6 protein-coding genes, 2 pseudogenes and 1 riboswitch are annotated in these 12,230 nt (G+C 59.7%); of the genes and pseudogenes, 5 read left to right on the forward strand and 3 right to left on the reverse strand.

Annotated features, from left to right (window positions below; all coding sequences use genetic code 11):
* Nucleotides 1–250 precede the first annotated feature (250 nt).
* The 4 genes and pseudogenes from AB5K84_RS04355 to AB5K84_RS04370 form a co-directional block, all read left to right on the forward strand.
* Nucleotides 251–397 (forward strand): annotated as a pseudogene (locus tag AB5K84_RS04355) (transposase); the annotation flags it as partial.
* A gap of 125 nt (nt 398–522) precedes the next feature.
* Nucleotides 523–693: riboswitch (cobalamin riboswitch) on the forward strand.
* 104 nt (nt 694–797) lie between these two features.
* Nucleotides 798–2,741: a ribonucleoside-diphosphate reductase subunit alpha gene (locus tag AB5K84_RS04360; protein WP_014490246.1), complete on the forward strand. Its 1,944-nt coding sequence runs from the start codon at nt 798–800 to the stop codon at nt 2,739–2,741.
* Complete coding sequence (locus tag AB5K84_RS04365) at nt 2,732–3,805, forward strand: ribonucleotide-diphosphate reductase subunit beta (protein ID WP_014490245.1); 1,074 nt, start codon at nt 2,732–2,734, stop codon at nt 3,803–3,805. The genes AB5K84_RS04360 and AB5K84_RS04365 overlap by 10 nt, the downstream gene beginning before the upstream one ends.
* 287 nt (nt 3,806–4,092) lie before the next feature.
* Nucleotides 4,093–4,350 carry a hypothetical protein gene (locus tag AB5K84_RS04370; RefSeq protein WP_014490244.1) on the forward strand — a complete coding sequence of 86 codons (258 nt, stop codon included), beginning with the start codon at nt 4,093–4,095 and terminating at the stop codon, nt 4,348–4,350.
* Nucleotides 4,351–5,094: 744 nt separating this feature from the next.
* On the opposite strand, the gene AB5K84_RS04375 is transcribed toward AB5K84_RS04370, so the two are convergent.
* From AB5K84_RS04375 to AB5K84_RS04385, 3 genes and pseudogenes are all read right to left on the reverse strand, one after another.
* Complete coding sequence (locus AB5K84_RS04375) at nt 5,095–5,688, reverse strand: outer membrane protein (protein WP_011082835.1); 594 nt, start codon at nt 5,686–5,688, stop codon at nt 5,095–5,097.
* A gap of 1,293 nt (nt 5,689–6,981) precedes the next feature.
* Complete coding sequence (locus AB5K84_RS04380; RefSeq protein WP_014490241.1) at nt 6,982–7,233, reverse strand: DUF7662 domain-containing protein; 252 nt, start codon at nt 7,231–7,233, stop codon at nt 6,982–6,984.
* Nucleotides 7,234–10,472: 3,239 nt separating this feature from the next.
* Nucleotides 10,473–10,769 (reverse strand): annotated as a pseudogene (locus AB5K84_RS04385) (integrase core domain-containing protein); the annotation flags it as partial.
* Between the two features lie 767 nt (nt 10,770–11,536).
* Between AB5K84_RS04385 and AB5K84_RS04390 the strand changes: the two are divergent.
* Nucleotides 11,537–11,818 (forward strand): DUF3892 domain-containing protein, encoded by a 282-nt coding sequence (locus AB5K84_RS04390; protein ID WP_370057846.1) that lies wholly within the window; start codon nt 11,537–11,539, stop codon nt 11,816–11,818.
* The last annotated feature ends 412 nt before the right edge of the window (nt 11,819–12,230 follow it).

The following is a 12,230-nucleotide window of genomic DNA, read 5'->3' on the forward strand; positions in this document are numbered from 1 at the left end:
ACTAAGCTGGGATATTGCCACGGGCGGCTGCATCGATTTGCGGTCGGGCTCCAGACAATTTTTGATCTAAGGCCACAGAAAGCGATGAATGGCGAGACGCGTATGGCTACCGAAACCCGATCCGGCCCAACTCAATTCGCGGACCGCGAACCGATCGATGCCAACATTCAGGATGTCCAGGGTTGCTGTTCCCCTGTTGGAGAATTTGCGACGCCACTTCCAAAGGTTTGAGCACATCTTGGCCGATCGCAGGCGCTGGGTCGTCGAGCGCACCTTTGCGTGGCTCGGCAGATGTGGGCATCTCTGCAAAGACTTCGAAGGTTCCGCCGCTACCGAGCTCGCCTGGCCGCTCGTCGCCCATCTGAGGCTCCTAACTCGCCGATTGGCCAGGCCTTGAGACATCTATGTTTTTTGAGTGAGGCTCTCAGGACAGGCGCTCGGCGAATTTCGAACCTCGACCTCGGGGCTGCTCCAACTGGTTAACTTGACTGTGCCGTCTTGACGAGTCTGGGCAAAGGCTTCTATATGTGGTGTCGTAGTGGTTTTAAATTCGCATATATGGTGGCACGGTGTTAGGGGGGAACCCATTGTGTCGGCAGCGGCTATTCCGAGGCATTAGCGCGACAGCGCTGGGAAGGCCGACAGCCGCAGCGACCCGCGAGCCAGGAAACCTACCGCGACAGAACCCATGTCCTCGGGCGGGGTGCCCGGTGGGTCGCTTGCAGCCGGGGACATTTGCCCGGTCCCCTCGCAAGTCGTCCGCACGGTCCCAGCCCCCAAATATCACGGGGTTGCCGATGTCGGCGTCTTACGATTTCGATCAGTATGGTCATCTCATTGAGCTGCCGAGTGTGCGGCAGCCCTCAGCGCAGGCAAAGCCTACCACACCTGAACTGTGTCTTGTGCAGCCCCCAGCATTGCCGGCTCCCCTGCCGAGGCCCCCCGCGCGATCGCCAACTCCGTCTGACCTTTCGCTCGATCGGTCGCGCGACGACCTGCTGACCTCGTTTGGTAGGCTGACGCTGACCGACCGCTATCTGCTCGCCGGCGAAGGCCTCCAGGACATGTTCGCCCGAGTGTCTTGCGCCTTCGCGGACAATGTTGCGCATGCCCAACGTCTATATGATGCGATGTCTCGGCTGTGGTTCATGCCGGCCACACCGGTGCTCTCCAACGGCGGCACGACGCGCGGCCTTCCGATCTCGTGCTTCCTTAACTCAGTGTCGGACTCGCTCGAAGGCATCGTCGGCACCTGGAACGAGAACGTCTGGCTTGCTTCCAATGGCGGCGGCATCGGCACCTACTGGGGTAATGTTCGCTCAATCGGCGAGAAGGCGAGGGGCGGCGTCACCTCGGGCATCATCCCGTTCATCCACGTCACGGACGGCCTCACGCTGGCGATCAGCCAGGGCTCGTTGCGGCGCGGCTCGGCGGCGGTCTATCTCGATATCCACCATCCCGAGATCGAGGAGTTCCTCGAGATCCGCAAGGCGTCTGGTGACTTCAACCGCAAGAGCCTCAACCTACATCACGGCATCAACGTCACCGACGAGTTCATGTGTGCCGTGGGCGCCGGCACCGCATTCGCTCTGCGCAGCCCGAAGACTAACGAGGTCGTCCGCGAGATCGACGCCCGCCAGCTGTGGCAACGCATCCTTGAGAACCGGCTGCAGACCGGCGAGCCTTATCTCTTGTTCATCGACACCGTGAACCGTGCGCTCCCCAAGCACCAGCGCGAGCTCGGCCTCGAGGTCTCGACCTCCAACCTGTGCAGCGAGATTACCCTGTCGACCGGCATCGATCATCGCGGCGAGGAGCGCACCGCGGTTTGCTGCCTGTCGTCGCTCAACCTCGAGACCTGGGACCAGTGGAATGAGGAGCCCGGCTTCATAGAGGACGTCATGCGCTTCCTAGACAACGTGCTCACGCACTTCATCACGGTGGCGCCGGACGGAATGAAGCGTGCCCGCTACGCCGCCCTGCGCGAGCGCTCCGTTGGCCTCGGCGTCATGGGCTTCCACTCGTTTCTCCAGGCCAAGGGCATTCCAATGGAGGGTACCTTGGCCAAGTCATTCAATCTGAACATGTTCCGAAAACTCCGTCGCGAAGCCGACGCCGCATCCGTGGCGCTCGCTCGCGAGCGTGGCCCGTGCCCGGATGCCCTGGAACGCGGCGTGATGGCGCGCTTCAGCCACAAGATCGCAATCGCGCCGACCGCCTCGATCAGCATCATCTGCGGGGGCACCAGCGCCTGCACTGAGCCGATCCCGGCCAACATCTACACCCACAAGACGCTATCCGGCGCCATCTCGGTGCGCAATCCGCACCTCGCTAAGGTGCTGGCCGCGAAAGGCGCCGACACCTCGGCGACCTGGGAGTCGATCATCGCGCACGACGGATCGGTCGCCCATCTCGACGTCCTGTCGGAGCACGAGAAAGCGATCTTTCGCACCGCCTTCGAGATCGACCAGCGCTGGATCGTCGAGCTTGCCGCCGACCGCGCCGCGTTGATTTGCCAGAGCCAGTCGATCAACCTCTATCTGCCGGCCGACGTCGATAAGTGGGACCTCCACATGCTGCACTGGACGGCGTGGAAGCGTGGGGTGAAGAGCCTCTACTACTGTCGATCAAAGTCGATCTCGCGCGCGGCGTTCGCCGGCAAGATTGCCGGGGATGCAACGCCGACGCAGCAGCCGGCGCGGCAGCGCACCGACTATGAGGAGTGCCTCGCATGTCAGTGATCGATCTATCGCGCGCCGATCCGCGCACGTTGATCGGCAAGGGACGCGTCGGCCTCCTTGACTCGACCGGCAGCTACGACGTCGATCGCTATGCCTGGGCTTACGAGTTCTGGAAGCGCCAGCAGCAGACCCACTGGATGGGCGAGGAGGTGCCGCTCGGCGCCGACCTCAACGACTGGGCTTCGGGCCGCGTCACCGACAGCGAGCGCGCGCTGCTCACCCAGATCTTCCGTTTCTTCACTCAGTCGGACATCGAGGTCGGCGACAACTATTTCAAGCGGTACATTCCGATCTTCCAGCCACTCACCGTCCAGATGATGATGGCCGCTTTCACTAACATGGAGACGGTTCATATCGACGCCTATGCCCTGCTACTCAAGACGCTCGGTATGCCTAAGACCGAGTTCGAGGCATTCCGCGGCTATGCGCAGATGCGCGCCAAGGCGGACTACATGCACGAGTTCGGCGTCGACAGCGTGGCGGATGTCGCCCGTACCCTGGCGATGTTCGGCGCCTTCACCGAAGGCATGGCCTTGTTCGCCAGCTTCGCCATGCTGCTCAACTTCCCACGCCACAACAAAATGAACGGCATGGGACAGATCGTAAGCTGGTCAGTGCGCGACGAGAGTCTCCACTGCGAGGGCATCATCAAGCTATTTCACGAATGGCACCGCGAAACCGGCGCGGTGACGCGCCCCGTCCGCGACGACATTGTCGACGTAGCCAAGACCATGGTGAAGCTGGAGGAGAACTTCGTCGAGCTCGCCTTCGGCCTTGGCAAGATCGAGGGGATGCTGCCTGAGCATATCCACGCCTACGTCCGCTACGTCGCCGACTGGCGACTGGCCCAACTCCGGATTGCCCCGGTCTTCGGCTTCTTCGAGGCGAAGGAGGGCGGGTTCACCCAGCTCAAGGCGCATCCGCTGCCGTGGCTCGTCGAGATTCTCAATGGCGTCGAGCACGCCAATTTCTTCGAGCAGCGCGCCACGGAGTACTCCAAGGCGGCGAGCCGCGGCAGCTGGGACGGCGAAGACGGGGTGTGGGCGACTTTCGGCCGTATCTAGCCCATTTTATTCATGCTAGCGGCATTGACAGCGGCAGGCGCCGATAGTCGTCGCCGTCACCCGCCAGCATGACAAAGGCATAGAACCGGACCTCCTCATCGTGGCGTCTTGATTGCAGCGCGACAAAGCCGGACACACAGATGGTTTGTTGGGTTAAGCCGGTACATGCGCTCCATTGCTGATGGCGGCTAGGGTTTACAGTATTTCCGCAGGTCGGTGAGGTGGGTCTCGTCAACCACCTTCATGAAGTCAATCAGCGCAACACGGCTACGCCCTTGAGCAGACGAATGTTCTCGATGATCGCCACGGCCGCCCCCCTCTTAGGGCTAGAGGGGATTACTATCACGCAATCGGAAGTTGTAAAGAGGGGCAACCCTGTCAAAGGGGGTCATCTTCATTGCAGCCCGGTCGGATCAGGCAAACCGATTTGTTCTTCATCCCCCTTCGCGTTTGATTTCGTCGCCGACCCACTGGCGGTCTTCCTCGGCCGTGGCTTCGCGGAGGTGATCTACTACGAGCAGACGCTGGCAATGCGGCTCGGATGACAGCCGCGTTTCTGTCCTAACACAAGAGTTCCGCTTCAGCGCTGCCGATCCACCTCTCGAGATTTTGCATCCGCTCTCCGAGGCGCTCCCAATTGATCCGCGCCAGCGGGGGTTCGGCAGGCTGATCGGGCGCAGAGATCGGCAGCGACGATGACGCAAGCCATCACGTCGTCGACGTTATGTCCCACCCTCGCACGAGCGCCGCTTCGACCGCTCGTCGGCCTTTCGTCCGAGGTGGCCAGTGCGGCCTCGACCTGGTCGACCAAGTCGTAGCACGAAGGTGCGCCCGGCTCGCACCTCGGCTCGCATTTCAGTGCGCTGCCTGTGCGATGAGCGTGCTGCGGCCGACCGGAACGATTGTAATCGATGACCTGTGTCTCCCTAAGCGAGGGCCGGGTTAACTACGACGGTCGACAAAACTATTTTTTGCCTCATCATTCTCCGACGGCCGGAAAGCCGACGGTGATGCAGGTGGAGGCACGGGGCCGGGAAATCGGCGCAGCCAGCCACTAAGCGGCTGGCGTTCGACCACGGCAGCACGCTTGAGTTCGCCGCGATCTCGCCGTGGCGCTGCGTCATAACCAGATCAGCCAGATTCCTTTGAACCACGCCTAACCAGCTCGAGCCGATGTACCGACAAGAAGCCGATAGCGCTATTGATGCGAGTCCCTGTTGCCAAGGTTTCTATGCCGCGATGCGGCTCAGGATATTGGTGCGAACCCGCGCCATTTTGGCGAAGATCGATCAATAGGTCGTGGCGATCACGCCACCCCACCGGTAGTTCACACGGACCAAGCCGATATCGACGTCCTGACCGATACGGGCAGTCCCTGCAAAAGTGCCCACCGGAACACCCACGAGTCCGGGTGAAAAAAAGAAATCCACATCCCGACGACCCATGAACAGGTGGTCGTATTCAACGCCGATGGACCAGTTCGGAGCAAAGCCAAATTCAAGGCCCGCCCCTACCGTGCCGCCCCAACGAGTTTCGCTGCCGTTGTCGATAGTGAGCCCGGTCGCAAAATCGGAGACCCGGTATTTGTCACGGACGACTGCAGCCCCACCTCTTACATAGAGCAGCACGTTATTCCAAGCATAGCCGACTTGGCCCGTGAACAGGCCGAATGCATCAAGCGTGGAGTCATCCCGGACGCCTGCGAAAGCAAGGTTCGCGTTGGAGCCCTTGAAATCGGCCCAATTGCCCTGCGTCTCCAGACCGAACACCGAGTTCGCTATTTGCCAGCGGTAGCCGATGTGACCGCCCACCGTGCCTCCCGTCGCATGATGGCGCCCCATGCCAACGGGCGGAGCGACGACCACGCCGCCGGCGTTGACCACGTCCCAGCACTGCCGACGTAGAAGCCGCTCCAATCATAGATCGGAATGACCGCCGGAGGCGCTTTGAAGTAAGGCCGCGCGGCCGGATCAACGGCAGAGGCAGGAGCAGCCAGCGTGTTGAGGGCTACCGTGCCCGCTAGCAATTTTTTTATTCTTCTGAATCCCAGTTTCGAATTCGACGCCCCCGACGGGATATTGACGACGATTGCCACGTTTCCGCCACCTCCATCAACTGCAAGGGTTGGTAGTTGACGGGGTCGCAAGCGCCGCCTGAGCGGCCGGTCGATGGGCAAAGTGCATGTCGGGTCGGTCGCGGATGCTGTCCGCCGACTGTTGATTAAGTGGCTTGACCCGAAAATGTCTAATCGCGGTTACCCGTCCTGCGCGGCTTCGAGCACATCAGCATGACAAGAGTCAGCGCATCGACAGCGAGTCAGTTTCCTGATTGCAGCTGCTCCGCGTGTCCTCGTTCCGCCCGTATCGACCGTTCGTCGGCCATTGGATGCAAGTGTTCCCGCTTACGGCGAAGCTTCGACGGACGAGCCGCATTCAATCCATTTCGTTCCGGGCGGACGATGCATCCGCAGTAAGACGGAGGCGTGTGTAGGGGCCGGCGATAAGGCTCGGCGCCGCATCGAGTTAAGAGTCCAGAATTTCTTGCTGCGGCTGGCCTTCTCGATCACGGCCAGTACCCTCTTCGATACATGAAATTTGAGCCGCGAAACAGGCCGAGCGACATCCCGAGAACTGGCTATTCCAGGAGCTCTCACAGAACTCCCAGCCGAGTTCGGTATTGAACGACTGCGCTCGGAGCGGCCGACTACGGCACCCATCTCCAACAGCCACGTGAGCCGGTTGCTGGAAGACCGGGCGCCGTGTCGTCTTCGCCTTCATCGTCACCGAGTTCGATGCAGAAGCTGCAACGGCGCAGTTCGGCAAGGTCGCCGATCCGCTCCGTCCCAAACTCGAAGCGGCGATGATCCCTGAGTGCGCTCTCGCGCATCCGAAGCTGAGCAAAGGCGTCAAACGAACGGCGCCTTCGAGAGCTATCGCACGCTCGATCCCGTGGCTCTGCTGGCGGAGATGAGGGACGCCAAGATCGAGCTCGGCACGCGTATCGGCGCCCGGCCGCCCCTTGCTTGCTGCCAACGGAGGGAGAGGCTACTGCGATAAGAAATATCATGTCTTGTCGATACGGGCTTAGTCGTGTCGCGTGATCATTTTCATTCACGACGCATCCTCGATTGTCGAATTAGCGAACCAGGTTCAAGGCATTCGCTTTTGCGGAAAATGCTACCCCCTGCGCCGAAATGTTACTGTCCGCTGCAATCGATTTGGTTCGGCTTGATACCCCGGAACTGTCCACGCAAGGCTGTGACTGTGATTTGTTTTGACGGGGTCTTCGTTGGCCCACCACGCATCATATTCATACGCTGATTTCGGGAGGGAGCGACCGATAAGCATCTCGATGTCGGCAAAGGTCATCTTGAGCGAGGCAGAGCTGTTTGCGACCAGCTTGTCTCTCAAAGGGTTATAGATCGACATCGGGCTCCCCCATCCAACGATCTCATATTATATAGCCAATCCGGACTTTTCGTCACCAATTGCGGATTTTGTCCGATATTTGTCGGTTTTCGTTCGCAGCGGCACTGACGCCGCCGCGACATCATGTCGAGCAGCAGCCACGTCTGCGCCGAAGGCAGGCGGACGTACCACCTTTTACGGCCCTGAACATCGGCCTGAGCGGCTCTCGAGCAATGAAGCTACCGAAACGATATAGCCTATCCGGAGACTTTCGTTCATCTCGATGTGTTAGGCCCGCTGGCATTGGCATATGTTCGAAGAAAAGCGCGAAGCCGTGCCTGCCATTGAGATGCCGGTTTCGGCTCTTGTGCTACAGCATCGCAAGTGGGCCGCCGGTCGGGTGGAGATATCCTCCGGTGGCCCTGACGGTCAGTTTCAATGCGCTGTCATGCTTTTAAGCGGCTAGCGTGGCCGCCATGGATCCGACAGGTGCATGCAGACGCTCGCCCCGCAGCACAGGGGAATTGCGGCTTTACCAGAATTAAGCAGCGCCTCGATGAGGCGACCCAAGCCCAGCAACAGGAACGCTGGTGCTTGAAATCGCCCTCAGGCCTCGGAGCTTCTCGGCGGCGCTCCAACTACTGAGAGCCTCGTGTGTTAGATACGTCGCGGCCAATTCATTCCAGGATCTCACGACCTGATTCCAGCTCTCTTTTCGGGCGGGCAAGAGCTCAAGCATCCTTTGCGCCTTGCGGGCAGCGGCAAACCTCCCGTCTCGCGTAGCGTCTTTCAGAATTCTCCGCACCAACACTTCGGTTCGCTTCCATCCGGCGCCCGTCGATCTATCCTCGGCCAAGGAAGCGAAGTACACTCGAAAGGTCAGGGCACGTTCGGCGGCGATGCCCGATGCCAAGCTTGGCTCGTTCAACCATCGGTAAAGAGACTCGAGCTGCTCCGAGTCGCCGAGCGTGAAAGTGTCATCATCCCCGAAAACCAAGAATGTCGCGAAACCGGCGATCTCAAGTTGCATGCCCAAATCTTGTGAGTCCAGCCAACGGGTGATTGCTTCTAGTGGAGACATAGCTTTGCTCTCCTGTGGGGTTGATCGCGATTCAGCCCGGAGGACACCGCGCGGGTCAACTACAAGAATTTGTAGCTGACGGAAATAAAGAGCTGTCAGGCGTGCCGCCGCTATGGTGTTTCTGCATTGAACGGAGGGATTTCCGAAGGACGGCTGAGCAGCGCCACCCCGCGCCGACGACTTGCAAATTCCGAGCCTCGTTACTCCAAGAGGCGCTTGTTCGATTGGAGAAGATTCGGCGGCTTGCGATATCCGTTGGAACATCAAGGACGAGCCCAACCCCGACCAGCTCGAAGGAATTGACGCTCTGAAGCACGGTCGCTAGGGCAAGGTTGTAATCTTTGAGGCGATCAGCGAACATGACGGATGTGCGGATTGACACTTCGACGTGGGAGCGCGAGTACGGGAAGAAGCCAAGCGGGCGCCGCTATCGGCGCTTCCGGATCATATCGCCCAGTATTGCAGTCAAAGACTATTAATTAAGAACGGAGATCCCAATGACGTTCCCCAGGGCGTGCAGGGGGGCAATAGAAAGGGCGCGGCAACGCGGTTCGGCTCAAATCGTGCTGCTACCGTGAGGGACCCTGACGAGTTTGACGATCGAACGCATGTTTTCCCGAGGGCTGAGACGGAACAAGAGCTTGGGATCACGGTCATAATGGAAAAGTGGATCGTCTCCCAATCCGTCATCAATCCAGCCTTTGACTCTAACGAGAGAGAAAAGACTGGCTAGCAGCTAGGCGACATCTCGCTCTCGACACTCGATCTCGCCGATTGCAGCCGCGATCGCTCGTGAATAAGGGAAGCGACCAAGGCCCGGCAGTTGGTCTCCCCGGTCACAGCAACAGTCCAGCCCTATCACTACAAGGCGCTGCTCCTTCCGAGCCCACCAAATTCGGTAGTTGAGGCGACCGCGGCAGATTTGCAGAGTAAGGCCATCTGTCGATCACAGGGGCGAGGCCGGAGCAAGCTTTATGGCTGGCGTTCAATACTTCGTGTCGCGCCATAAAGGCCGGTGGAAGGTTGCGCTCAATTTTGAGTACTCCGGCCCCTACGCCACTGAGGAAGAGGCGACCGCGTCGCCGTCGACGCCGCGGCAGGGCACGTCGCTCAGGTTCTCGTTCAAAGGGAAACCACCAATTTAGAATCGAGTGGACATATGGCCACGACCCATACCCCCACCAGCCAGCTAATCGCTGACCACATGAGATCGGCGCCGACCTTTCCCGCCACGCCCGCCCCGCAACACCAAAGCGCGTGGCATCAGCAGGGCGGAATCTCACACCGAACACTTATCCACTTTCCGACCGCGCTTCTGAGGCCGGCCCTGTCGAGCGCTGCCGTGCCAGGTTCTGCAGCGGGCGTGCCCTTGGTCTGCGTGGGGAACAAGGCGTTCGTCGCAGGTCAACAAGATCGGCGGCGTCAGCGACGCCAGCATCTACAAATGGAAGGCCAAGTTCTTTCAGCGTCGAGCCTTGCAACGGAAGCGCGCGGTTTCGTCGCGCCTAGAGTAGAATATTAACATTGCAACCGTCTAGGTTGTGTGCGACCATAGGCTTGGGTCTCAGAAACCGAAGACAGCATCAGTGGCCATCAATGGGCCAGCGTGCTAACAGCCCCGTTCGGCGGGGACGGTGCGCCCGTGTCCAAGGGCACCCCAAAAGCACATTGGCCGGTCACGATTACGGTTTCTGAACCCCGGCAGCCAGTCCGCTACCGGCATCAGAGCTAAAAGCAAAATCCATGAACCATCAGCGAATCTCGCGCCGCGTCGTGGCGATCGCTCGCGTCTGTAGTCTCGAAGTTCTGCACGACAACGAAACATCTCAGCAGAGGGCCGACCGGTTGATGGCACCGCACAAGCGGGGCAACCGTTGTCCGTTGTCAAATGATTTGAGGCTGATTAGGCGGCTGGCGAAAGGAGCGTCGGGCTCCTCAGGGGCTAGAGTTTAAGCGGCCTGCACTCGATGCTGCAAGCGAAGGTTGCGTCTCATCGGCGCTATCCTGCTCGAGCGGCGCCCAAGTTGAGCACCCGCAAGCAAGAGTCGCACGGGCGCATGTCCGTCGTCACGACGATACCCAAGGAAAAGGCGAAGGGGTTTGTTCGCAGGCTCGCTGAAGCTCTTTCCGGCAATCATAGTCAACGGCCCCGGGTTTGCCGGAGGCCATTTGGTTTAAGTTATGCCGCCTTGGCTGGTTGTTCCAGCATGGCGTAGTAGCGTTGCTCGGCTTCGGCCGGCGGGATGTTTCCGATGGGCTCCAGGAGCCGCCGGTTGTTGAACCAGTCGACCCATTCGAGAGTGGCGAACTCGACGGCCTCGAAGCTGCGCCATGGCCCGCGCCGATGGATCACCTCGGCCTTGTAGAGACCGTTGATGGTTTCGGCAAGAGCGTTGTCATAGGAATCTCCGACGCTGCTGACAGACGGCTCGACGCCAGCCTCAGCCAGGCGCTCGGTGTACTTGATGGATACGTACGTTAAAGTGCTGGTCAAGAAAGCTGACGTTTCATCGAAATGACTTTGGCTACCCTACAGGACATGAATTGCCGGAGAGCTGCCTAGTCGAACTCCTTCGCCGCTGATGTTCACGAGTTTAAGTAGGCCTTGTTGACCAGACCGTCGCCGAAGACCGGGGCTGACCGCCTTTGTCCCCGAGAGAGTCGTGCGGCACTCAACCCTCCCACTCTAGAAGCGCGCGTATGCGTGCAGCGATCCGCCGCGCGTCGTTCGGCCTAAGATTGGGCTTCACGCTGTCGAGGATGCCTAACACTGCCCGAGCCTCCTCGGCATCAAATGTCGCGACTTGGCGATCTGCCAGGCTCAAAGACTGATCGGCCGCCCGGGCCTGATTGGCTGTAAGCACCTCAAGCGCTTGCGACCGTAGGGCCGTGATGTGCCGCTCGAATATATGCATCCTTTGGCCCCATGGTTGGGAGTTAGCGGCCACGTGGCTCGGCGCTCAATCTGAGAGAAGAAGAAGCGCTGTCCCTACCACGCGCGCCGCTAACTCCACCGCCAGCTTCGGGAGGGAAGAAGGCTGTCGGTAGGATACATCCACCGCAAAAAGCCGTGGCACAACTACCAGAACTGGTTGCCGCATCACAGTCACGGTCGCCTGGCAATGGGGGCGCGACTCGGCGCCGAGAAGGATGCAAGGCAACCTACTGGGATTGGTCGGCACACTAACCCACGGCCGAGGTCCACACTGAGGCTCTTTTTTCTTGCAGATGGGAGAGACCCGAGTGACCAGCCGCATACGAATTCAATGCATCAACAAGACTGACAGGCAGAACCCTCACGAGCGAATCAAAAACGTTGGCGGAGTAAACCCGGACGGGTCTAGGTGGAAGCAATCCGTCGATCACACGATCAAAGAAATCGAAAACGGTGTATGGGAGTTCTATGTCGAGGAAAAGCGCACGGCCGATGTGATTGTGGCCGTCCACAACGGGCACAAGTACATCAAGACGAAGGCCGACGGCATTCAACCGGACAATTTGCTTTCACTCCCTGAGTGCCCCTAATTGTCGCAAGGATAAAGTTCATTGGCGATCCGGCTGATCAGTAGTATAATTTTGATAGAGCGCCTCCCGAGAGTCACTTGAAAAGGTTGGACGTGTACGCTCCTATCTGCCAGCCTTCCGTTCTGAGGTCAGCCAGGCTGGGAGCGGATCGCTCGATGCGGTCTCCCCGGTAGGCAGACCGGACGCCCGGTCCAGATACCAATCAATCGCCTTGCGATCCCAACGCTGAGTGCCGGGGATAGCCTCCGGTACCAAGCCCTTCTTAATCCACGTGTTGAACGCGTCCTTGGAGCACCCGCAATAGGCGGCTGCGTTGGCCTTAGTGAGGCCCCGAGGTGCGATCTGATCGGCGCGTAGTATCCGCTCCGAACGTCTCAGCTCTGCGGGCGAAGGTCTGTCACGCTGATGATCA

The organism is Bradyrhizobium sp. 1200_D9_N1_1, from assembly GCF_052075915.1.
In the GTDB taxonomy this organism is placed as follows: Bacteria; Pseudomonadota; Alphaproteobacteria; order Rhizobiales; family Xanthobacteraceae; genus Bradyrhizobium; species Bradyrhizobium diazoefficiens.